At 71.9% G+C, this 24,487-nt stretch carries 14 protein-coding genes; 10 read left to right on the forward strand and 4 right to left on the reverse strand.

The window, feature by feature from the left end; translation table 11 throughout:
- Genes ACZOOI_RS39460 through ACZOOI_RS39475 form a run of 4 tightly spaced genes read left to right on the forward strand, consistent with a single transcriptional unit; the run spans position 1 to position 12,456 of the window.
- Positions 1-3,174 carry a non-ribosomal peptide synthetase gene (locus ACZOOI_RS39460; RefSeq protein WP_465281625.1) on the forward strand — a complete coding sequence of 1,058 codons (3,174 nt, stop codon included), beginning with the start codon at positions 1-3 and terminating at the stop codon, positions 3,172-3,174.
- Positions 3,171-6,575 (forward strand): amino acid adenylation domain-containing protein, encoded by a 3,405-nt coding sequence (locus tag ACZOOI_RS39465; protein WP_465281626.1) that lies wholly within the window; start codon positions 3,171-3,173, stop codon positions 6,573-6,575. Before ACZOOI_RS39460 ends, ACZOOI_RS39465 begins: the two co-directional genes overlap by 4 nt.
- Positions 6,572-12,253 (forward strand): non-ribosomal peptide synthetase/MFS transporter, encoded by a 5,682-nt coding sequence (locus ACZOOI_RS39470; RefSeq protein ID WP_465281627.1) that lies wholly within the window; start codon positions 6,572-6,574, stop codon positions 12,251-12,253. The genes ACZOOI_RS39465 and ACZOOI_RS39470 overlap by 4 nt, the downstream gene beginning before the upstream one ends.
- Positions 12,250-12,456 carry an MbtH family protein gene (locus ACZOOI_RS39475; RefSeq protein ID WP_465281628.1) on the forward strand — a complete coding sequence of 69 codons (207 nt, stop codon included), beginning with the start codon at positions 12,250-12,252 and terminating at the stop codon, positions 12,454-12,456. The genes ACZOOI_RS39470 and ACZOOI_RS39475 overlap by 4 nt, the downstream gene beginning before the upstream one ends.
- A gap of 42 nt (positions 12,457-12,498) precedes the next feature.
- Here the strand turns inward: ACZOOI_RS39475 and ACZOOI_RS39480 are convergent, their stop codons facing one another.
- The 4 genes from ACZOOI_RS39480 to ACZOOI_RS39495 form a co-directional block, all read right to left on the reverse strand.
- Positions 12,499-13,074 (reverse strand): Uma2 family endonuclease, encoded by a 576-nt coding sequence (locus ACZOOI_RS39480; RefSeq protein ID WP_465281629.1) that lies wholly within the window; start codon positions 13,072-13,074, stop codon positions 12,499-12,501.
- Between the two features lie 247 nt (positions 13,075-13,321).
- Positions 13,322-14,500, reverse strand: coding sequence for a tryptophan 7-halogenase (locus ACZOOI_RS39485; protein WP_465281630.1), 1,179 nt, complete (start codon positions 14,498-14,500; stop codon positions 13,322-13,324).
- A 96-nt stretch (positions 14,501-14,596) separates the two neighbouring features.
- Entirely contained in the window at positions 14,597-16,573 is a 1,977-nt protein-coding gene (locus tag ACZOOI_RS39490; RefSeq protein ID WP_465281631.1) for a LodA/GoxA family CTQ-dependent oxidase, read from the reverse strand.
- 355 nt (positions 16,574-16,928) lie between these two features.
- Positions 16,929-18,170 (reverse strand): acyl-CoA dehydrogenase family protein, encoded by a 1,242-nt coding sequence (locus ACZOOI_RS39495; RefSeq protein ID WP_465281632.1) that lies wholly within the window; start codon positions 18,168-18,170, stop codon positions 16,929-16,931.
- Between the two features lie 396 nt (positions 18,171-18,566).
- Between ACZOOI_RS39495 and ACZOOI_RS39500 the strand changes: the two genes are divergently transcribed.
- The 6 genes from ACZOOI_RS39500 (at position 18,567) to ACZOOI_RS39525 (ending at position 24,387) form a co-directional block, all read left to right on the forward strand.
- Positions 18,567-19,604, forward strand: a complete 1,038-nt coding sequence (locus ACZOOI_RS39500; RefSeq protein ID WP_465281633.1) for a dipeptidase — start codon at positions 18,567-18,569, stop codon at positions 19,602-19,604.
- Positions 19,605-19,687: 83 nt separating this feature from the next.
- Positions 19,688-20,776 carry a M20 family metallopeptidase gene (locus ACZOOI_RS39505; RefSeq protein WP_465284144.1) on the forward strand — a complete coding sequence of 363 codons (1,089 nt, stop codon included), beginning with the start codon at positions 19,688-19,690 and terminating at the stop codon, positions 20,774-20,776.
- Positions 20,773-21,558, forward strand: coding sequence for a GNAT family N-acetyltransferase (locus tag ACZOOI_RS39510; protein ID WP_465281634.1), 786 nt, complete (start codon positions 20,773-20,775; stop codon positions 21,556-21,558). The genes ACZOOI_RS39505 and ACZOOI_RS39510 overlap by 4 nt, the downstream gene beginning before the upstream one ends.
- A gap of 35 nt (positions 21,559-21,593) precedes the next feature.
- Positions 21,594-22,694 (forward strand): o-succinylbenzoate synthase, encoded by a 1,101-nt coding sequence (menC, locus tag ACZOOI_RS39515; RefSeq protein WP_465281635.1) that lies wholly within the window; start codon positions 21,594-21,596, stop codon positions 22,692-22,694.
- Between the two features lie 436 nt (positions 22,695-23,130).
- A complete protein-coding gene (locus ACZOOI_RS39520) occupies positions 23,131-23,469 on the forward strand; it encodes an ACT domain-containing protein (RefSeq protein ID WP_465281636.1) in 339 nt (112 codons plus the stop codon).
- Positions 23,470-23,541: 72 nt separating this feature from the next.
- Positions 23,542-24,387, forward strand: coding sequence for an isocitrate lyase/PEP mutase family protein (locus tag ACZOOI_RS39525; protein ID WP_465281637.1), 846 nt, complete (start codon positions 23,542-23,544; stop codon positions 24,385-24,387).
- Positions 24,388-24,487 lie beyond the last annotated feature (100 nt).

Here is a 24,487-nt window from a genome sequence, read left to right on the forward strand (position 1 = left end):
ATGCGCAAGTCCCAGCCGGTACCCCTGCCGCCGGAAACCCTCGACCGCGCCGCGGCGACCCCGGCGCAACACGGGATCCGGTTCACCGAACTCGCCGGGCACTCCGGCACCGCCCACCACATGCCGCTCGCCATCCGGTTCACCGGCGACCTCGACCCGGCGGCCCTGGCCGACGCCTGCGATGCCCTCGTCGCCCGCCATCCGGTCCTGGGCAGCGTGCTGCGCGAAGCCGACGGCGAACTGTGGTTGGTCCCCGCCGACACCATGCCCCGACTGGTGACCCATACCCTGCCCGCGGCGGCCCCCGAGCGGCGCGCGGATGTCGTCGCGGAGCTGATCCGGCGCGAGACGATGCGCCCGTTCGAACTCGTCTCCGCCCCGCCGACGCGCTTCACCCTGGTGGACGCGGGCCCGGACCACCGGGTGCTGTTGGTCGTGGTCCACCATCTGGCCTTCGACGGCGGCTCCAAGGACATCCTGGTCCGCGAACTCGGCGCGCTCTACGCCGCGTTCTCCGCCGGCATCAAGCCGGACCCGGCGGAGCGCGAGGAAATCGCCGACGCCGAGCACATCGCCCGCGAGGCGGCGGAGTTCACCCGTCGCGTCGCCCTCGCCAAGAAGCGCTTCGCCGCCGAGGCCCAGGACCCGCCACCGGTGCGGCTGCCCGGCGCGGCCCGCACCGGGACCGACGGCGGACCCGGCGGGTCGGTGCCGATCCCCGTGGACGACACACTGCGGCGCGACCTCGCCGGTACCGCCGAGCTGCTGGGCATCAGCTCGTTCGCGCTGCTCCTCGGCGCGCTGCACGTGCTGCTGTGGCGCTACGGCAACGAACACCCCACGGTCGCCATCGGTCTGGGCACCCGCACCCCGGCCACCCGCGACCGGATCGGCCCGTACGTCAACGAACTCCCGGTACACAGCCACCCGTCGCCGAACACCCCGTTCGCCGACTTCGGTCGGGCGCTGCGCGCGGACCTGCGCGAGCTGTACCGGGTGCGCGATGTGCCACTGGGCCGGGCGGTGGCCGGTCTCACGCCGCGCCCGGCTCTGGCGCCGGTGTCGATGAGCTACCGCCGGCGCACCGAGGTGCCCGACTTCGCGGGTGTGCCCGCGTCGATCGACTGGACCATGTTCAACCACGCCGTGCGCGGCGACCTGCATCTGCAATGCCTGGACGACCCCGACCGGCTCGCGCTGCACCTGCACTTCGCCACCGACGCCCTCGATCGGGGCGCGGCCGAACGGATCGCGGGCCACTACAGCACCCTGCTGCGCGCGATCGTCGCGGACCCGGACACCCCGCTGTCCCGGCTCGCGGTGCCGACCGCCCGGGAGCGGACCACGATCCTGGTCGACTGGAACGACACCGCCCGGGCCGGCGACCGCGCGACCCTGCCCGAACTCTTCGCCGCGCAGGCCGCCCGGACCCCGAACGCACCGGCCGTGCACTGCGGTGCCGAACGACTGACCTACGCCCACCTGGACGCGGCCGTGGAGGCGGTCGCCCGGCGGCTGCGCACCGCCGGCATCGGAGCGGGCGACCTGGTGGCGGTCTGCGTACGACGCACCGCCGCGCTGCCGACGGCCCTGCTGGGCGTCCTGCGGGCCGGCGCCGGCTATCTGCCCCTGGACCCCGAATATCCGTCGGCGCGGCTGGCGAGCGTGCTCGGCGACTGCGCCGCGACCGTGCTGCTGACCGAACGCGACCTGCTCATTCGATTCCCCGAACACGCCGCGGACGCGCTGCTGATCGACGAGATCGACGAGATCGACGAGATCGACACCGCGATGGCCGGGACGGCCCGATCCCACACACCGCCGGCACCCGGCGACCTGGCCTACGTGCTGGCCACCTCCGGCTCCACCGGCCGGCCCAAGGGCGTGGAGATCGAGCACGGCGCGCTGACCAACCTGCTCGCGGCGATGCGGGACACGCTGGCCGGTGAACACGACCCGGTGTGGCTCGGGCTGACCTCGGCCTCGTTCGACATCTCCGCCGTGGAACTGTACGTACCGCTGATCACCGGCGGCCTGCTGGTCCTCGCCCGAGACGGCGAAGTACGCGACGGGCGGGCGCTGCTCCGACTGATCCGGGACGAACACGTCTCGCATGTGCAGGCCACACCGTCCGGATGGCGGATGTTGCTCGACGCCGGCTTCGCGGAGCCCGCCGTGGTCGCGGTCGCGGGCGGCGAGGCGCTTCCGCTCCCGCTCGCCCGCGAACTGCGGGCCCGGGCCGCGCGGTTGGTGAACGCGTACGGACCGACCGAGACCACGGTCTGGTCCAGTACCGCGGAGATCGGCCCGGACGCCGACGAGGTGACCATCGGCCGCCCGATCGCCAACACTCGGATGTACATCCTGGATGCCGAGGCGGCACCGGTCCCGATCGGCGTCGAGGGCGACCTGTACATCGGCGGCAGCGGACTCGCCCGCGGCTACCGACACCTGCCCGGTGCCACCGCCGACCGGTTCGGCCCGGACCCGTTCGGCCCGCCCGGCAGCCGGATGTATCGCACCGGCGACCGGGCCCGGCACCGCCCGGACGGCCGGATCGAGTTCCTGGGCCGGGTCGACCACCAGGTCAAGATTCTCGGCCACCGGGTCGAACTCGGGGAAATCGAGGCGGCGTTGCTCTCGCACCCGGACATCGCGACGGCCGCCGCGGTGGCCCGCCGGGACGGGGCCGACGAGCCGCATCTGGTGGCCTACCTGGTACCGCGCGCGGGCATCGCCCCGAGTCCGGCCGAACTACGGGTACACCTGGCCGCGACGCTGCCCCGCGCACTGGTGCCGAGCGCCTTCGTCGCGCTGGAGCGCCTGCCGCTGACCCCCAACGGCAAGCTGGACCGGGCGGCGCTCCCGGCGCCGGCACGCGTGCGGGCGGCGGACCCGGAGCCCGACCCGGATCCGGCGGCCCCACCGGGCATCGGCCCCGGCCCGGCCGCCGAGATCACCGCCATCTGGCGCGAAGTGCTCGGCCTGGACGACATCCGCCCCGACGAGGACCTGTTCGACCTCGGCGGTCACTCGCTCACCGTCACCCGGATCGGCGCGCGGATCCGCAAGCGCCTGGGCGTGGACGTACCGCTGCACGTCTTCTTCGAATCCCCGACCATCTCCGGACTCACCAGCGCGGTCTCCGCGATGCAAAGCGAACGGCGGCCATGAACACCCCATCCCGAAGCCACGACCCGCACCCGCACCGGCCCGCGCAGCAGCCCGTGCACCGGCCCGAACGCTCCACCCGCGCACCGCTGTCGGCGGGGCAGGAACGGCTCTGGCTGCTGGACCGGCTCAATCCCGGTGACGCCGCCTTCAACATGTTCCAGATCCACCGACTGCGCGGACCGCTGGACGTCGACGCATTCGAGCGCGCGCTGGCCGAACTGCTCGCGCGGCACGACAGCCTGCGGGCCACGTTCCCGGACGAGGACGGCGTGCCCGCCCAGGTGATCGGCCCGCCCGGCGACTTCGTCCTGGAACGGGTGGCCGTCGACGGTGTGCCGACCGAACGCGAGCGGCACGCCCGCGATCTGGTCGCCGAACGCACCAATCGTGCCTTCGACGTGGCCCGCGGTCCACTGCTGCGGGCGAGCCTGCTGCGCCTGGACGAGGACGGGCACGACCACGTGTTCTGCCTGGTCCTGCACCACATCATCGCCGACGGCTGGTCGATGAACGTCCTGGAAGCCGAACTCGCCGCCGTCTACGCGGCGTTCACGGCCGGTCGCCCGTCGCCGCTGGAACCGCTGCCGTCGAGCTACCTCGACTATGTGCGGCGCCAACGCGAACTCGTCGACGCGCCGGGATTCGACGAACGGCTGACCTACTGGACCCGCGAACTCGCGGGTGCGCCGACCCTGGACCTGCCCGCCGACCGCCCCCGCGTCGGCGGCGGCCACGCCGGGCGCGGCGGCACCGTCACCCACCACCTGCCCGCCGAACTGCGCACCGGCATCGAGCAACTCGCCCGCCGGGAACGGGTCACCCTCTACATGACCCTGCTCGCCGCCTATCAGACCCTGCTCGCGCGCTACTGCGATCAGGAGGACGTGTGTGTGGGCTCGCCGCTGGCGGGCCGGGACGAGGAGGAGTACGAGCCGCTGGTCGGCTACTTCCTCAATACCCTGGTCCTGCGCGGCAGCACCGCCGGGGACCCCACGTTCCGGGCCTTCCTGGCCCGCACCCGGACGGTGGCACTCCAGGCTTTCCAGTACCAGGACGTGCCGTTCGAGCGACTCCTCGCCGCCTTGGATGTGGAGCGCGACCCGGACAGCCCACCGGTGTTCCAGACCATGCTGGTGCTTCGCCCGCCCGCGGGCCCGAAGTTGCGGCTCGGCGAGGTGACCACGGAGGTCTTCGAATCCGGGTTCCGGCAGGCCAAGTTCGATCTGACCCTGGAGGTGTGGCCGCAAGACGACGAACTGGTCGTCGAGTTCGTCTACGACACCGAACGCTTCGTGCCCGAGACCGTGGCCCGGCTCGCGCGCTGCTTCGAGACGCTGCTCCGGGGCGCGGTGGCGGACCCGGACACGCCGTTGTCCCGACTGCCGCTGCTGCCGCCCGCCGAGCGGGCCCGGGTCTCGGCCGCCGCGTCCGGGCCGCCGCCGGGCGAATGCCCGGACCCGATCCTGGCCTTCGAGGTACAGGCGCTGCGCACCCCGCAGGCCGATGCGGTCGAGTGCGGCGACACCCGGATCGGCTACGCCGACCTGGACGCCCGGGCGAACCGGCTGGCCCGGGAACTGCGGCGCGGCGGCACCGGCCCGGACTCGGTGGTCGCGGTGTGCGCCGAGCGCTCGATCGAGACGATCGTCGCGCTGCTCGCCGTGCTCAAGGCGGGCGGCGCCTACCTCGCGGTGGATCCCGCGCTGCCGACCGAGCGCATCGCCTACATGCTGGCCGACAGCGCGGCCGAACGCGTGTTGTGCCGCGCCGAGTTCGCGGACCGATTCGCCGACGTGGCGCCTGCGCTGCTGCTCTTGGACGGGGACCTGGACGCAGATCGCGACGGAGAGCAGGACGGAGAGCAGGACGGAGAACGCGGGGGAGATCGCGACGGAGACCGGGACGCAGGTGGAAACCGGTCCGCAGGCGTCGACGGTGACGAGGCGCAGGACCGGCCGCGCACCCCGATCACCGGTCCCGACCATCTCGCCTACCTCGTCTACACCTCCGGCTCCACCGGCCGACCCAAGGGCACCCTGATCACCCGGGAGGCGCTGGCCGCCCGGGTGGCCTGGATGCGCGAGCGCTACCGGACCGGCCCCACCGACCGGGTCCTGCAATTCGCCTCGTTCGGCTTCGACACGCACGTCGAGGAGGTGTATCCGACGCTGCTGAGCGGTGCGACCCTGGTGCTCGCTCCCGCCGACGGGTTGCTGCCGGACTTCTTCCGCACCGATGCCGGTCGCACGCTGACCGTGCTCGACCTGCCCACGTCCTACTGGCACGAACTGGTCGCACAGACCCCGGGCCTGCCCTGGCCGAAGGCGCTGCGGCTGCTGATCATCGGCGGCGATCAGGCCGACATCGCCTCGACGCGGCGCTGGCGCGAGGTGTTCGGCGACCGGGTCGACCTGGTCAACACGTACGGTCCCACCGAGACCGCGGTGATCGTCACGTCGGCCACCCTGGCCGGCCCGAGCGCCGAACCCTGGGACGGCACCCGACCGCCGATCGGGCGCCCATTGGCCGGCACCCGCGTGCACGTGCTGGACCGGCATCTCGAACCCGTGCCGCCGGGCGTGCCCGGCGAGTTGTGCATCGGCGGCGTCGGACCCGCCCGGGGATACCTGGGCCGCCCGGGCCGGACCGGACTGCACTTCGTGCCCGACCCGTACGGCCCACCCGGCTCCCGGCTCTACCGCACCGGCGACCGTGCGCGGCAACGCCCGGACGGGCAACTGGAGTTCCTCGGTCGCACCGACCGGCAGGTCAAGCTGCGCGGCTACCGGATCGAACTCGGCGAGATCGAGGCGGCCCTGGTCGCGCAACCGGACATCGCCCAGGCGGCGGTACTGCTGTGGGACGAGCCGGGCGATCCACGACTGGTCGCCTATCTGGTGCCCGGCGACCCGGCGGCCGACCCGCCGGACCCGGCGGCGGTGCGGGCCGCGCTGGCCCGGACGTTGCCCGCGTACCTGTTGCCCGCCGCGTTCGTGGTGGTGGACCGGCTGCCGCTGACCGCGAACGGCAAGCTCGACCGGGCCGCACTGCCCGTGCCCGAACAACGCACCCCGTCGGCGGTCTCGTTCGTGGCGCCGCGGGGCAGCGCCGAGGAGCTGGTCGCGGAGACCTTCGCCGACGTGCTCGGCCTGGAGCGGGTCGGCGCGCTCGACGACTTCTTCGCGCTCGGCGGCCACTCGCTGCTGGCCACCCGGGCGGTGGCCCGGCTCGGCGCGGCGATCGAACTGACCGTGCCGATCCGCGCCCTGTTCGCTGATCCCACGGTGGCTGGACTGGCCGCGTCGGTCGAGGAACTGCTGCTGGCCGAACTCGACACCCTCTCCGAAGCGGACGCCGAGCGACTGGTACTGGACCAGGCCGAGACAGGAGACCCGCGATGACGCGCACCCCGGCGCCGGCGACTCGTCCGGGTGAACTCTCGGTCGCCAAGCGCACGCTGCTCGAACAGCGGCTGCGCAGATCCGCGAAGGCCGCTCCCGCATCGATCCCCCGACTGCCGGACGGGGCCGAGGTACCGCTGTCCTCGGCACAGATCCCGCTGTGGTTCATGGAGAACCTGACGCCGGGAACCGCCGCGTACACCATCCCGTTTGCGTTGCGGCTGCGTGGGCGACTCGACGAGCAGGCGCTGGACCGGGCGTTGAACGCGCTGCTGACCCGGCACGACAGCCTGCGCACCACGTTCGGCACGAGTGCGGACGGCCGGCCGGTGGCCACGGTGCATCCGCCGCTGCCGCTCACCGTGGCCCGGCATACGCCCGACGAGCATCTCGACGCCGAGGGCCGGGAGCGCTGGGCGTCCGCCCTCGTGGGCGCGGAGTTCGCCCGCCCGTTCCACCTGGAGGTGCCGCCGCTGGTGCGGGCCGCACTGGTGCGGCTGGACCGGGAGGACACCGTACTGGTGGTGGTCCTGCACCACCTGGTCGGCGACGGCTGGTCGGTCCACCTGCTCGTCAACGAACTGATGGACGACTACAACGCCTTCACGGCCGGGCTGGAATCGCCCCTGACCGAACCGGCGGTGCGGTACGGCGACTACGCGGCCTGGCAGCAGCAGCGCCTGGCCGGTCCCGAAGGCGAGCGGGCCGCGCGCTATTGGCGGGATCGACTGGCCGGGCTGGGCACGCTGGCGCTGCCCACCGACCGGCCCCGACCGGCGCAGCAGACCTTCACCGGCGACGCGCACGCCTTCACGCTCGACGCGGAACTGGCTTTTGCCGTCGTTGAGTTGGGTCGTGCGCACGGCGCCACGACGTACATGACGCTGCTCGCGGCCTGGCAGGCGGTGTTGTCCCGGCACGGCGGCCAGAGCGACTTCGCGGTCGGCTCCCCGATCGCCGGACGTCCGCACCCGGACCTGGAACCGATGATCGGCATGTTCGTCAACATGCTGGCCATGCGGGCGCCGCTGGCGGGGGATCCCACCTTCGCCGAACTCCTGGGTCGGGTCCGGGAGAGCAGTCTGGATGCCTACGCGCACCAGGATCTGCCGTTCGACCAGGTGGTCCGGGACCAGAACGTGACCCGCGACGTCAGTCGCACGCCGCTCTTCCAGGTCACCTTCGCGCTGCAGAACTACGGACGCGGGGAACGTGGCTTCGCCGGGCTCGACCACGAGTGGTTCAGCGGCGATTCCCGGGTGACCCGGTTCGACCTGAGCCTGTTCGTGTTCGAGGTCGCTGCCGGGATGCACGGCATGCTCACCTACAACACCGACCTGTTCGACGCGAGTACGGTGGCCCGGCTCGCCGGTCATCTGACCACACTGCTGCGGGCGGTGGTCGCGGACCCGCATACCCCGCTGTCCCGAATCGACCTGCTCGAACCGCGGGAGCGGGCCCAACTCGTCACCGGCTGGAACGACACCGCTCGGGCGCTGCCCGAACACCCCACGCTGGCTGCCGCGATCGAGGCCCGGGTGGCCCTCGATCCGCGTGCGCCGGCGGTGACCCACGAAGGGCACACGCTCGACTACGGCGAACTCGACGCCCGCGCCGAGCGGCTCGCCCGCTACCTGCGCGGGCGCGGCGTCGGCCCGGAGACACCGGTCGCACTGTGCCTGGAACAATCGCTCGACCTCGCGGTGGCCGTCCTGGCCGTGCTCAAGGCGGGTGCGGCGTATCTCCCGCTCGACCCCGAACAGCCGGTGGAACGACTGGCGTTCATGCTCGCCGACGCGGATGTGCGAGTGTTGGTGACGGACACCGCGCTGCGCGAGCGCACGGCGGGGTACACCGGCACGGTGATCCTGCTGGATCGCGAACAGGCCGCGATCGACGCGCAGGAACCGGAATCGGGTCCTGCGCCGGCGCAGGCCGGGCCGGGGAACCTGGCCTATGTGATCTACACGTCCGGCTCCACCGGCCGGCCCAAGGGCGTCGCGGTGCAGCACCGCGAAGTGCTGGCCTATCTGGACGGCGTACGCGAGCGGTTCGAGGTGGTGCCCGGATCCGTCTTCGGCCTGGCCCAGTCGTTGTCCTTCGACTTCGCGATCACCGCGCTGTACCTGGCCTGGAACACCGGCGGCGAACTACACCTGATCCCCAAGCGGCTGTCGGGCGCGGAGTTCGCCGACCGGCTGAGTCGGCATCCGGTGGACTACCTGAAGATGACGCCCTCGCACCTGGCCGGACTGGCCGCCGAGGTCGGCGCCGAACATCTCCTGCCCCGCCGGTTGTTGATCCTCGGCGGTGAGGGCTCGTCCTGGGAGTGGGCGCGGGACCTGGCCGCGATCGGCAGGTGCGCGGTGGTCAACCACTATGGGCCGACCGAGACCACGGTGGGTGTGACCACCTATCGGGTCGAGCCGCGGGACGAGCCGATCTCGACCGTGACGCCGATCGGCAGACCGCTGCCGAACACGCGGGTGTACCTGCTGGACGCACACCTGCAACCGGTGCCGATCGGGGTCACCGGGGAGATCCACATCGGCGGCGAGCGGCTGGCTCGGGGCTACCTGGGCCAACCGGGGGCCACCGCGGACCGGTTCGTACCCGACCCGTTCGGACCGCCGGGCGGGCGGCTGTACCGGACCGGCGACCTGGGGCGATATCTGCCCGGTGGCGACGTGGAGTTCCTCGGGCGCAGCGACCAGCAGGTAAAGATCCGCGGCTATCGGGTGGAGCCGGCCGAGATCGAGGAGGCATTGCGCGCGCAACCAGCCGTCGGACAGGCCGTGGTCGATGCCCGGGGCCCCGCGGGGGCGCAGCGGCTGATCGCCTACCTGGTGCCGGCCGAGGACGGTCCCGGCGAGCCGCCGGCCACCGCCGACCTGCGCCGGGAACTGCTCGTTCGACTGCCCGAGTACATGGTGCCGTCCCGCTTCGTCTGGCTCGATCGACTGCCGCTGAAGGCGCACGGCAAGGTGGATCGGGCCCTGCTGCCGGAACCGGACGCCGGGGCCGGGGCCGACGGCGGCGAGCGGGTGGCCCCGGTCGGCGCGACCGAGGAGGCCCTGGTCGGGATCTGGACGTCGGTGCTCGACCTCGCCTCGGTCGGCGTCACCGACGACTTCTTCGAACTGGGCGGGCACTCGCTGCTGGCGATGCAGGTGTTGGCCCGACTGCGCAAGGTGTTGCCGCCCGGCAGCCGGCAGGTCAGCCTGTTGGAGCTGTTCAAGCACCGGACCGTGCGCGAGCTTGCGGCACTGATCGATCGCCCGGTCGGCGAGGACGAACCGCGCTCGTTGCTCCACGAGTTGACCCGGCCGGTGCCGGCGGCGCAGCGGGTGCTCTCGCTGGTGTGCGTGCCCTACGGCGGTGGCAGTGCGGTGGTGTACCAGCCGCTGGCCGATGCGCTGCCCGCCGGGCACTCGCTGTACTCGGTGGCGATTCCCGGTCACGACCTGTCCATGCCGGAGGCGCCCAGGCCGATCGAGGAGGTCGCGCAGGAGTGCGTGGACGAGATCCTGGCCCGGGTCGAGGGACCGCTTGCGCTGTACGGGCACTGCGGGGTGGGCAGCGCGCTGACCGCACAGATCGCCCACCTCCTGGAGGAGTCGGGGCGCCGGTTGGAGGCGGTGTACCTGGGCGCGATCTTCCCGTTCGCCCGACCCGAGGGCGGCGTGCTCGGCGCGCTGTCGCGATTCGCCGGACTGGAGCGGCTGCGCGGGGACCGGGTGCACCTGAACTGGCTGACCTCGATGGGCGCGGACCTCGGCGACCTGGACGAGGAACAGGTCACCTTCATCGTCCGCAACATGCGCAAGGACGGGCGGACCTCGGAGGAGTACTTCACCCGGCGGATGGCCGAGGGCATGCGGCCGTTGGCGGCGCCGGTGATCTCGGTGATCGGCGAGCGCGATCCCAGCACCGAGTTCTACCAGGAGCGCTACCGGGAATGGCACTTCATGGCCGACGCCACGGCGCTGGTGGTGATCGACGAGGCGGGCCACTACTTCCTGCGCTATCGGGCGGACGAGTTGGCCGAGATCGTCACCGCGACACACGAGGCGGTGGCCCGGGACCGGACCGAGCCGCTGACCCGGGATGCGCGCGGTGCGGACGCGGGATGGTGGTTGCAGGGGGTGTCGGGCGGCACGGGCGCGGGCAGTCTCGGCGCGGACGCGAGCGCGGGCACAGGCACCGGCAAGGGCAAGGGCAAGGGCACGGGCGCCGGGGCCGGATCCGCGGCTGCCGAAGCCCGGGCGGCGCGGACACCGGCCGTGCGGCCGAGCATGGGTCGGTTCATGGCGGTGGCCCTCGGGCAGCTCGCCTCGATCACCGGGTCGGCGCTGACCGAGTTCGCCATCCCGATCTGGATCTATCTGCGCACCGATTCGCTCACCCAATTCGCGCTGTTCTCGGTGCTGGCACTGGTGCCGGGCATCGTGGTGGCCCCGTTGGCGGGCGCGGTGGTGGACCGCAACAGTCGCCGGGCGGTGATGCTGACCGCGGACTGCGCGGCGGGAGCGGTCCAGGTGGTGATGGCGCTGCTGCTGTGGAGCGGCCATCTGGGCGTGGGCGCGGTGTACGGGCTGCTGGTGGTGTTGTCGGTGACCGCCACCTTCCAACGTCTCGCCTACAACTCGGCGGTGCCGCAGCTGGTGCCCAAACGCTATTTGGGTCACGCCAACGGCATCGTGCAAATGAGCACCGGGCTGGCGCAGTTGGTGGTGCCGCTGATCGCGGTCGCGCTGTTGGCGAGCATCGGACTCGGCGGGATTCTGGCGATCGACATCACCACGTTCGTGATCGCGGTGACGGTGGTCGCGTTCGTGCCGTTCCCCGACACGATGGCGCAGACCCGGCGCGAGAGCATGGTCAAGGAGATCGCCAACGGGGTGCGCTACTCGATGGGGCACGCCGGATTCCGCACCATGCTGCTCTACTTCGCGCTGTTGAACGTGTTCCTGGCGCCGATGCTGGTGCTGATGACACCGCTGGTGTTGTCCTTCGGGTCGGTGCACACCGCGGGCGCGGTCGGCGTCGCGGCGGGCGCGGGTGCGCTGCTCGGCGGCTTGGCGATGGGGGTGTGGGGAGGCCCGCGGCATCGCCGGATGCACGGCATTCTGCTGGCCACCGTGCTGATCGCGGTCTTCGCCTTCGTGGCCGGTCTGCGGCCCTCGCCGGTGCTGGTCGGCGTCGGATTCTTCGGGGTGTTCTTCGGACTGTCCCTGCTCAACGGCATCTACGCGACGATCATCCAGGTCAAGGTGCCGCAACGATTCCACGGCCGGGTGATCGCGCTGAACACGATGGTGGCGTGGTCCACGCTCCCGCTGGGCTTCGGGGTGATCGCGCCGCTCGCGGTGCACCTGCTCGAACCGCTGTTCACCCCGGGCGGCGCGCTGGCGTCCAGCGTCGGCCGGGTGATCGGGGTCGGCGAGGGCCGCGGCACCGGGTTCCTGTACCTGCTGTGCGCGTCGGCGATGATCCTGCTCGCGCTCGCCTCGTTCCGGCACCGGGTGATCGCCGGATTCGACGACGAGGTCCCGGACGCGATGCCGGACGACCTGATCGGCATCGAGGAACGCCGCAGGAAGCGCGCGGACGCGTCGACGCCGCCGCCACCCGTCCGGAAACAACCCGAACCCGAACCCGAACTGGAGAAGGTATGACCACCAACGACGAGTCCGAACGCCCCTACCGAGTGGTGATCAACGACGAGGACCAGTACTCGGTCTGGGCCACCGACCGCGACATCCCGGCCGGCTGGCGAGCGGAAGGCTTCACCGGCAACCGCCCGGCCTGCCTCGCCCACATCGACAAGGTCTGGACCGACATGCGCCCACGCAGTACGCGCGAAGCGATGAACAGCTGAAGAGGCGTCGCCGGTGAGCCCGCTCGGGGCTCCCCGGCGACCTCAGCGCACCCAACCCGAAAGCCCCTCGGTATCGACCCGAAGCTCGACCGGAGCCGGAAGACGCACCGGCTTGCCGAAGGGGCGCTTGAGGACGGTCGTATAGCCGCCATCGGCCGGCTCGCTGTGCACGACGACTTCGCACGTATCGCGGTCGATCAGAAGGTAAAGCGGGATGCCGGTTTCGGCATATGCGCGGGGTTTGTCCTCACGGGCGCGTCGGTCGGTGTCACGGTCGAAGGAGGTTACCTCAACGACCATGAGCGCGGCGGCCGGGTCGTCCCACTCACCCTGGCCGGTGAAGCTACCTTTCGGAGCGAGGATGCCGTCGGGGTGGGCACGGCCATTGCGGTATTGCTCCACCCGGAGGCCGTGTCCCACGTATAGCCTCAGTTCCGAGCGTAGCCGTGCGAACAGCTTCACCAGCCACATCACGATCTCGATGTGGTCGTCGTCGGGCATCTCCTTTACCCCTACCCTGCCGCCGATGAGTTCCAGTCGCACCGACTCGGCGGTGACGCGGGCAATGCCTTCGAACTCCTCGACGGGCATGCCTGCACGTGCGGTCACCGTGGTCACTTGCGGCCTCCCTGCCCGTGGTTCGCGTCGCGTCATCTCTCCCTGATTACCGTCGACCGCGCCGGGCCATTGCCCGGGCCGATGTACCGCCGTCGAATCGAAACCGTACGCACGTATGTGCTCGACACCCCGGCTTCCCAGCGGGAGTCACCCGAACGGGTGAGCTGGCCGGCTCCCGCTGGGAGTCGACGGGGCCGGTGGATTGCCTCGGCCGCGGTGTGGCGCGTGCACCGTTCGGTGTGCTCGGTCAGCCGACCTCGAAGCGGGGTTCGGCGGGCTCGGGGTCGAAGTCGGTTTCGGGTGGGGCGAGGTGGCGTCGTTGCCAGAACGGGTGGTCGGGCCAGCGGCGTTCGGCCGCGTATGCGTCGCGGTGGTTGCGGCGGTAGGCCCGAAGCAGGTCCGTGAGCCGGGCCCGGTACGCCTCGGGTGCATCCCGGCGGCCCGCCAGACACGCGTCGACGGTGTGGCCGGCGGTCAGGCCGGTGTACAGCGCGCTGAGGATGCCCTGCGCGGACAGCGGATCGAACGCGGCTGCGGCGTCGCCCACCGCGATCCAGCCGTCACCGCAGACGCGGTCCAGATGCGCACCGTGGGCGGGTGCCCGGCGCGGCACCGCGTGCGCCGGCAGCGGCCATCCGGCCAGCCGGCGGCGGACCTCGCTCGTCTCGGCGAGGAGAGCCCGGAAACGGGCCGGGTCACCCGCTCGCGCGGCGGGCAGGTCGGCGTCGGTGAAGTAGACCACCAGGCGCCGGTCGCCGGGCAGCAGCGCGGTGTACCACCAGCCGTCCGCGCCGGATTCGACCAGGGTGCCTGCGTCGATGTCGGGCTCGGCGGGGTCGGCCAGGGTCAGGTGCAGTGCGACCAGCGCGTCGTGCGTGTGCCGCCGGGCGCCGCCGCTTCCGGTCGCGACCGTCGCACGGCGTCCGGTCGCGTCGACGACCCAGTCACAGCCCACCACTTCGCGCCGGGCGGGCCGACCCAGCGGCACCGACCAGGTGCCGTCCGGCCGCCGCACCGGCGCGCCGACCGGGGTGTGCTCGACCACCTCGGCACCGGCCGCACGGGCACCATCGCGCAACCGGCGGTCGAACAACGGGCGATCCAGGTGCCGGCCCGGCCCGTTCGGGTCGTGGATCGCGGAGACCGTGATCGGCTGCGCCGACCCCCACGCGGACAGCGTGGCGTAGCAGGTCAGATGGCCGGGCCCGGGGACGTGCTCGCCGACCCCCAGGTCGGCCAGCAGCACCCGGGCCGCACCCGGCAGCGCCTCGCCGACCGCGGGCGGCCCGCCACCCGCGTCGGCGAGCAGCACCGAACGACCGGCGCGTGCAAGCGTGATCGCGGCCGAGGCACCGGCCGGGCCGCCACCGGCAACCACGACGTCATAGCGCCGCCGACGCCCGCTCGGCACCTCGACCCCGGTCACGGGAAGCCCGGTCCCGAGCCGCCGCGGGTCACCCGCACCCCACGCCGGACGCGGCGCTCGGCGCAGTGCACGAGGCAGCGCCCGAAGCGACACCGGTCACGGCGAGTCCAGATACGGGTCGATGTTGTCGACGTAGCCCACGGTCACGTCCGCCGCATGTTGCCCGGTGGCGTCGGCGACGCCACGGATGACCGCATCGGCCGCAGCCAGCTCCGGCACATGGACGTTGACCAGGTTGTTCGCGTCCGAGGCCTGATCGAACGGCGGTTGCGGCGGCGACTCGACCTGCATGCGCGCCGGGAACCGGCCGTCGCCGACCGTGTAGGGCCGCACCTCGACGATGCCGAGCTTGTACCAGCCGTCGACCATCTGCCGACGCTGCGCCTCGGGCGTGGTCCCGGTCAGTCCGCGCAACCACACCGCACGGTGCGCGAACGCGGCCTCGCGGTCGGCCGATCCGGTGCCGTCCGGCCGATTGACCGTCTCGTAGTCGCTCTGCTTGAGCACGTGGTTGGGCACCCGCGCGGGCCAGAACGTCGGCACATAGGGGTCGTAGCGCGGCCCGAGCCCGGCCTGCGACTCGTAGCCCGCGCGGCAGCCCGCGGTGTCGGTCTGCCAGGGCACCGCCATCCATCGACTGAGGTCGCCCGGACCCTGCGCGTGCAAGGGGCCGTTCGCGGCCAGCGCCGCATCGGGGGTGAGTGTGTCGCCGTAGTCCGGATCGGGATCGCCCTCCGCCCGCACCCGGATCCGGAACGGCTCGCTGAACATGGACGCGTGCCGGATCGGCCAGGTCACCTCGATGCCGGGATGGAACGCGTCCGCCACGCAGAAGTCCAATGCCGCCCGATCCAACAGACCCGGTTGCGCGGCCGGTGGCGCGTCCTCCAGGCGATGCGGGTATCCGGCGAACGGCGTTGCGTCGAAGTCCCCGCGCGACCACGCGAGCAGCATCTTGTCCTGAGTCGGCGACAGCGTCATGTACTGGCGCACCGTCCTGGGCACACTGGCCATGCCGTCGCCGTAGATCCACGGCCACGGCATCGGTGACTTGTCGTCGCGCTTGTAGTCGCGCAGCGCGGTGTACACCTGCCGGCGCGTCTCGCGATGCTCGGGCGCGGGACTGGACAACCGGCGCAGAGCCTCGGGCGCGAGGAAGTACTCGGGGCCCGCCCACCCGAACTTGGCCGCGAACCCGGCGTTGACCCACTGGAGTTCGCAGAACCGGCGCAGGATCGGTTCGATGTGCTCGCCGAAGGAGACCCGGGCCGGGAAGGGCAGTTGACCGGTGCCGACGAACACGTCGAAGAGCAGGTCGTAGAGGGTGCGCACGGTGCGCACGTCCGGCGCGAAGTTGGGCGGTGCGACCACCACCCAGGCCGGGTCCACCGGTACGCCGACACCGTCGATGGTGACCGAGGCGGTGACCGGGCCATCCGAAATGTCGTCGTACCAACCGTCGTTGTTGGTCACCGAGGCCAGCGGCGCCTGATCCGGCGAGCCGGAGACGCCCAGTCCGCCGAGGACCACCAGTCGGCCGTGCTCGTCGGTGCGCATCTCGCCCAGCGGGACGTCGACCCGACCCAGGAACCGGCCGCCGGTGAACGGCACTCGGCCGCCCGGCGCGGCGTCGAGCGTCTTGCGGCCGGGGTCGATCACCAGCGTCCGGCGATCGGTGACGCCCGGATTGCGGCGCGCGGACGGCCGGGCCGCCGGATCCCGGGAGTCGGGAATGTCCAGCGGCAACTGGAACTGGTACCACGCGGCCTTGCGATTGGCCACGTGCACGCCCCACGTGATCCGGGTATTCGGGTCGGCGACGGTGACTTCGCGCACCACGCGCCCGTCGGCGGCGAGGCCGTACAGCCGGAAGCGGGCCGCCTGGCGTTTGATCGCGCCGTCCGCGTCCTTGGCGAAGCCAGGCGGGAAGGGCTCCGGATCGGGGGTCTCGGGTCCGACGTACCAGCCGTCCGGGCGCGTGCTGTTGCCCACGCGTGCGATGCCGATGGCCGGGTGGATCCGTACTCGGACGATGCGGTCGTCCGTTCGCCTGTCGCCGTTCCGGTCGCTCACAGCACTCCCGTTGGTCTCGTTCCGCCCACGCCGCCGGGCCGGATGCGCGCGCCCGTACGGGGTGTGCTCGTTCCGACGTGTGGTCACACGTCGTGTGTGCGCAACTCCACGCTGTCCAACCCGTGATCGTCGGCGCAAGACCCAGTCGGGTGACAACGCCCGGATTCGGTGCGACCGATGGGCGGGCGACGGGCCGAAGTCCACGCCGCCGCAAGGCTTCCCGAGACACCGACCCTCTTCGAGCCCGCCGAGCACGACGGCCCCCGAAGCCGGCGACACCGACACGGACACCGACATCGACGGCAACGCCAACGCCTACGCCTACGCCTACGCCAACGCCTACACCGAAGCAGCCCTAAGCCACGGACCCGCGCACACTCAAGGCCCCACCGCGCCCCGACTCGAACCGCCGAACCGCCGGCACGCCGACCACAGCCCCCACGCCGCCGCCCGCACCCGCGGCGCCCCCACCCGCGGCACCTCCACCCGCGCCGTCCGCACCCGAGCCGCCCCCACCCCCACCCCCCAGACCCGCCGTCGGCGCGATCCGCAGGCGCAGCACCGCGGCCTCGCGCGCATACCGCCGGACCGGGAACTCGTCGGTGTCGGCCACCGCACCCAGGATCCGTACCGCGGCGGCGGTCGCCCGGACCGCGGCCTCCACCGCGGCCGACTCGGCCACCGACGCCTGCCGCGTGTACGAGATGCCCGCGTCGCGGCGCCGGGCCGCGTCCAGGTAGATCGCCCGCGCCGAGTCGACCGCCCCCGCCGGCTCGACCAGAAGGTGCCGATCGGCCCCAACAGCGAACGCGCCCGCGACATCCAGCGCGGCCTGGGCCAGTCCGGTCGCGCACGCCGCGCCGCCCAATCGGCCCGCGTCCAACAGGTCGAACGCGATCCGCAGACCCCGACCCGGTGCCCCGATCAGCCGCTCGGGCTCCAGGTACACCCCGTCCCAGTAGGCGGCGGTGGTCGGGATGGCGCGCAGCGCGGTCGCCTCCTCGGGTGCGCCGAAGTAGAGGTATTCGTCGGCGCCGGGGGCCAGGAAGCAGGAGACGTCCGGCCGGGCCGGACCGGTGCGGGCGAACACGGTGTGGAAGTGCGCCCGACCTCCGTGCGCGACGGCGACCTGGGTGCCCTGGAGCAGGTGCCCGCCGCGAGTGCGTTCGGCCCGGCAGGTGACCGCCGAGGGGTCGGCTCCGACATGCGGTTCGGATCGGCTGCCGCCCCCGGTCAGCGCACCGTCGAGCATGCCGGGCAGCCACTGCTCGCGCTGCGCCTCGGTGCCGTACACCGCGGTCGGCAGGCAGGCCAGCGTGTGCATGTCCGCGGCGCATGCCACCGCCGCCCAGCGCGCGGCGAGCTCCTCCAGAACCTGGAGGTAGACCTCGTACGGCTGGCCGGCGCCCCCGTACCGCACCGGGTAGGGCAGCCCGGACAGGCCCGCCCGACCCAGGGCGGCGAACAAGCCGGTGGGATAGCTCGCGTCGGCCTCGCACCCGGTGACCCGGGAGGCGAGTTCCCGGTCCGCGAACGCCCGGGTCCGGGCGATCAGGTCGTGGGCTTCGTCGGTGGGGAGCAGACGATCGACGGGCACGGGCGCATCCCTGGGGTGGACGGGCGGGCCGGCAAGGAGGCCCGGGTCACCTGGTGCCGGGGCCGGGGACGACCCCCGAACCGGCGGCGCGGACCCGGTGAACCGGGCCCGGGGGATACCAGGACACCTGCGCACGGTAGGTGCACGGCCGGTGGCCCGGGATCGTCCGGCGCGACAAAGCCGAGCCGGGTTCTTCGTCGCGGCCCACCTATGGCCTCGCGCGGGCCGCCGCCGGGTACGGATCCGGTGCCGAGACGTCGACGGGGCGGTCCCGCGAGCCGGTCGTGGCTTTGGTGCTCGCTGACGGAAAGTGTCGACAGCATTGGTCATTCGGACGAAGAAGCCGATGTGCACCGCGGCCTAGCGTCGATCACACACCGACCGGAAGGACGCGACATGAGCGCCGAACTGCACACCCGTGCCGTCGTGGCGGACACGCACAACGATCTCCTGATGGCCGTGGTGGAACGACCACCAGGAAGGTGGGCGAGTTTCTTCCGAGAGCAGTGGCTGCCCCAACTGCGCGAGGGCGGGGTGGACATCCAGGTGCTGCCGGTCTTCGTGGACGACCAGTTCCGTCCGGAGGGAGCGCTGCGCCGGACGCTGCGGATGGTGGAGTGCGCGCACGCGATCGCCGAGGGCAACCCGGACGCGGTCCGGCTGTGCCTGACCGGTGACGACATCGACGCGGCGCTCGCCGAGGGCCTGATCGCGCTCGTGCTCGCGTTGGAGAGCGCGCCCGGGGTGGACGCCGACCTCGAACTGTTCCGCACGCTGTATCGGCTGGGCGTACGGGTCGCCTCGATCGCGCACTGGGGCCGGTCCGCCCTGGGCGACGGCAGCGGCGAGGACGCCACCGGCAGCCGGCTCACCCACGCCGGCGTCGAGGCGCTGCGCGAGATGGAACGTCTCGGCATCCTGTTCGACATCTCCCACCTGGGGGCCGTCGGTGTCGCGCACGTGCTGGAGCAGGCCACGCGCCCGCTGATCGCCACCCACTCGGGCGCCCGGGCGCTGTGTGATCACCACCGGAACCTGACGGACGAGCAGATCCGGGGCGTGGCCGCCACCGGTGGCGTCGTGTGCGTCAACTTCGTGCCCGACTTCCTGTCCGCCGACCGGTCGAAGCAGACCATCGACGGGCTCGTCGACCACATCGAGCACATCGTCTCCCTGGTGGGCATCGACCACGTCGGGATCGGCCCCGACTTCCTGCAAGAAGTGCTCGCGGACATCACTCCGCCGTGCTGTGAAGGTGTCGACTACACCGGCGTGGACGCCTCCGCCGAACTGCCCGGGCTGAACGGCCCGGCCGAACTGCCCGCGCTCACCGAGGTACTGGTGCGCCGCGGATTGGGTGAGAAGGAGATCATGGCGATCCTCGGCGGCAATGTACAGAGGCTGTTCCGTGCCGAGTTGGGCCTGGCCCGATGACCGGCGCGACGGCCGGTTCCGCGACCGGCTCGAACGCGACCGGCTCGAACGCGGCCGGCTCGAACGTGTTCGACACCGACGCGATGCTGGCCGACCTGGCCGAACTGGTGCAGTGCGAGTCGTTCTCCGCGGATCTGGCAGCGGTCGCGCGCAGCGCGGAGGTGGTCGCGGCCCAGGGTGCGCGCCATCTCGGCGTCGAACCGCGCCGGATCGTGCTGGACGGCGTGACCCACCTCCAGTGGACGTTCGGCACCCCGCGCGTCCTGCTGGTCGGGCACCACGACACGGTGTGGCCGATGGGCTCGCTGGCCACCCACCCGTGGTCCGTGGTGGACGGGATCGCCCGCGGGCCGGGTGTCTTCGACATGAAGGCCGGCCTGGTCCAGATGTTCCACGCGCTCGCCTCGTTGGACTCGCTGGACGGAATCGGCGTGCTGATCACCGGGGACGAGGAGGTCGGCTCGACCACCTCGCGCGCCCTGATCGAGGACTCCGCGCGCGGCTGCGTGGCGACCTTCGTGTTGGAGGCGTCCGCCGACGGCGGGGCACTGAAGACCGGGCGCAAGGGCGGCTCGCAATACGAGTTGGTCGTGCACGGCAAGGCCGCGCACGCGGGCCTGGAGCCGGAGAAGGGGATCAACGCCGCGATCGAGGCCGCCCATCTGGTGCTCGCGCTCGGCGCGCTGCCCGACCTGGCGGACGAGGGGGCGTTGGACGGTTGGCGCACCACCGTGACCCCCACGGTGGTCGAGGCCGGCGCGGTGTCCAACACCGTCCCCGACCGGGCGCGGGTGACCGTGGACGTACGGGTGCCCACGATCAAGGCCCAGGAGCGGGTGGACGAGTTGATCCGCGGCCTGACCGCGACCGTGCCCGGCGCCCGGGTCGAGGTGCTCGGCGGCGCCAACCGCCCGCCCCTGGAGGAGTCCTCCTCCAGTGCGCTGTTCGCCCTCGCCGACCGGGTCGCGAGCGGCAGCGGCCTGCCGCCGCTGCGCTCCGCGGCGGTCGGCGGCGCCTCCGACGGGAACTTCACCGCCGGCATCGGCTGCCCGACCCTGGACGGGCTCGGCGCGGTCGGCGGCGGTGCGCACGCCGACCACGAACACGTGATCGTGGCCGAGTTGGCGCCGCGTACGCTCCTGCTCGCCGGCCTGATCGAGGCGGTCCGATGAGCGCCGTGGTCATTCGCGAACTGCACGAACTCGACGAGATCGAGGACGCGTTCCACCTGTTCTGCGAGATCTGGGGAGCGGGGCCGGGCAGCGCACCGATGTCCGTCGAACAGATGCGCGCACTCTCGCACGCCGGGAACTACGTCGCCGGGGCCTACGTGGACGGGCGCATGACCGGTGCCACCGTCGGGTTCTTCGGCGCACCGATCGCCCGTACGCTGCACTCGCACGTCACCGGCGCCCGCCCCGGCCACGCGGCCGGCTTCGCGCTCAAGGTGCACCAGCGCAATTGGGCGCTGGCCCGCGGCGTCGCCCGGATCACCTGGACCTACGATCCGCTGATCCGGCGCAACGCCCACTTCAACGTGACCAAGCTGGCCGGCCGTCCGGACGGCTACCTGCCCAACTTCTACGGCTCGGTCGACGACGCGATCAACGGCGGCACCGACACCGACCGGACCCTGGTGGTCTGGGATCTGGCCGATCCCAAGGTGATCGCGGCGGTGAACTCCACGCCGATCCCGGTCGTCGTCCCGGCGGGCGCGGTGACCGCGCTGGCCGTCCGCGACGACCGGCCGCTGCTGGGCTGCACGGACGCCGAACACCTGCTCGTCGAACTGCCCGCGGACATCGAGACGCTGCGGCGCACCGACCCCGGGGTCGCCAAGGAGTGGCGGGTCGCCCTGCGCGAGGTGTTCGGCGGACTGCTCGCCGACGGCGCCCGGGTGACCGGCTTCCAGGACAAGACCCGCTACGTCCTCACCCGCGCGAGCACCGGGTGAGCACCGACCGACCATCGATCAGGAGCCGAGACACCATGAAGATCACCGGAATCGAACTGCGCCGGATCGCGATGCCGTTGCGCGCGCCGTTCCGCACCTCCTTCGGCGTCGAGACCGCACGCGACATCCTGCTGCTCCGCGTGGTCACGCCGGAGGCGGAAGGCTGGGGCGAGTGCGTCGCGATGTCCGACCCGCTGTACAACTCGGAATACGTGGACGGCGCGGTCGACGTGCTCAAGCGTTTCCTGATCCCGGCGCTGCCCGAACAGGTGGACGCGCTGAGCGTCAAGCGTGCGCTGAAGCCGTTCAAGGGCCACAAGATGGCGAAGGCGGCGTTGGAGACGGGCGTGCTGGACGCCCAACTGCGGACCGCCGGACAGTCGTTCGGGTCGTTCCTGGGCGCCTCCCGGGACCGGGTTCCGTGCGGGGTGTCCGTGGGCATCATGGACTCGATCCCGGAACTGCTGGACCTGGTCGGCGAGTTCGTCGACGAGGGTTATGTGCGGATCAAGCTGAAGATCGAGCCGAACTGGGACGTGGCGCCGGTGCGCGCGGTGCGTGAGCGGTTCGGCGACGACCTGCTGCTGCAGGTGGACGCCAACGCCGCGTACACGCTGGCCGACGCGCGGCAGCTGGCCAAGCTGGACGCGTTCGACCTGCTGCTGATCGAGCAGCCGTTGGCGGACGACGACCTGGTCCAGCACGCCCAGCTGGCCAAGCAGATGAAGACCCCGATCTGCCTGGACGAGTCCATCGAGTCGGTCGAGGACGCCGCGGCGGCGATCACCCTGGGCTCCGCGTCGATCATCAACATCAAGCCCGGTCGGGTCGGCGGCTACCTGGAGGCCAAGGCGATCCACGACCTGTGCGTGGCGCACGGCGTGCCGGTGTGGTGCGGCGGCATGTTGGAGACCGGCCTCGGTCGGGCCGCCAACGTGGCCCTGGCCGCGCTGCCCGGCTTCATCCTCCCGGGCGACACGTCCGCCTCGCGCCGTTACTACGCCACCGACATCACCACGCCGTTCGAACTCGCCGACGGCCACCTCGACGTGCCCACCGGGCCCGGCCTGGGCATCGACCCGATCGTGGACATCCTGGACTCGGTGACCACGTCCAGCGAGTGGATCAAGTTCTGAGCATCCAGATCCCGCTCGGGACCTCGCGCGGCCGGATTCCATTCCCGGTCGCGTGCGGGATTCCGCTCCGGATGGCGCGCTGAAACACGCATTTCGCGCCGAATCGCGTTCCGAGCAACCGACGCGCCCGGTCGATCAGCCGATCGACCGGGTGCAGTCGGCCCATGGAACGGACGCGGGCATCCGCATCATGAGACGCGTTGGACGAGGCGTGGCGGGTGTGCGAGTTTCGACATCATGCGACGTCGGATGATTATTACCGGCAGCGTGCCGACACCGGGCTGACCAGGACGACCCATTCCCTGCGGCCCACCGTCCGCACGCAGACCTCTCGCGCTTCGCGAGGGGTCTTTCCGTTTTTCGGACCTCTTTCCGACATCCGAACCGCACGAGCCACCCGATCACACTCCACCCCACTTCGACAGGAGCCCGATCCATGGTTGACGACGGCACCCAGGTCCTCGAAGCCCCCCGGTCCGCGCATGTCGCCCCGATGCCGGGCGATCCGGCCCCCACCGCCGGACCGAGCGGCGAGGGGATCGCCGCCGAGAGCGCCCGCCTGGTGGCCCGGATGCGGCACGGCCGCGGCGTGCTCGCCCGGGTCGCCACCACGTTGAACAACCACGGCGTGCGCCGACTCAGCTACGTCTCCACCGAGTTCGGGGCGGCCACCGTCGAGGTGACCGTGTGCGCCCGGGACGCGGCCCGGGTCGAGGCGCGGCTGCGTCGGATGGTGGAGACACTGGAGGTCACCCGAGTGGTTGGCAGAGATTGACATGAATCGACCGTGATCTCCATACTTCGTCCGTAGTCATTCGACTACACACGGAGAACTCGTGGAGAACTCGTGCTCTACGGAAGCGCCTTGCGGGACGACCTCGTCCGCGCGGGGACCACACCCCTCGTCGGCATCTACGACATGTATTCCGCGTCGCTCGCGGCACGGCACTTCGACGGCTTCTTCGTCTCCGGCTTCGGCTTCGCCGCCTCCCACTACGGGCTGCCCGACATCGGCTTCATCGCCTGGCCCGACATGGTGGCGTTCGTGGAGCGCCTGCGGCTCGCCTTCCCCCGGCACCACCTCCTGGTCGACATCGACGACGGATACGGCGACCCGGAGGTGGCCTGCCACGTGGTGCAACGGCTGGCCCGAGCCGGGGCGTCCGGGGTGATCCTGGAGGACCAGATGCGGCCCCGGCGCTGCGGCCACGCCGACGGCAAACTGGTGCTGCCGCTGAACGAATACCTGGACAAGCTGGCGCAGGTGCTGGACAGCCGCGGCGATCTGGTCGTGGTCGCCCGCACCGACGCCACCGAACCGGACGACATCCTGCGCCGGGCGAAGGCACTCGCCAAGACCGACGCGGACCTGGTCCTGGTGGACGGTGTGCGCAGCGTCGAGTGGATCCGCCGGATCCGGACCGCGGTCGGCGACAAGCCGCTGCTGTTCAATCAGATCGCGGGCGGCAAGTCGCCGCGGCTGAGCCTCACCGAACTGGCGGAGCTCGGCGTGGACGCGGCGATCTACAGCACACCGTGCCTGTTCGCCGCGCACACCGCCATCGACGCCGCACTGACCGAACTGATCCGCGCCGACGGCCGATTGCCCGCGACGGACGGTCCGGACGCGGTCGGCGTGCGGACCGCGACCGCACTGCTGGAGAAGAACATCAGCCGCCGACACGGCTCCTGAGCACCGCCCACCGCTCGCGACCGCCGACACCGCCTCCGACCGTCCGTTGGGCGAACCTCCGGGTGCCCGCCGCGCGGGTCGTCGCGCAGCGCGGTGCAGC

It is taken from the genome of Embleya sp. L77 (assembly GCF_055557415.1).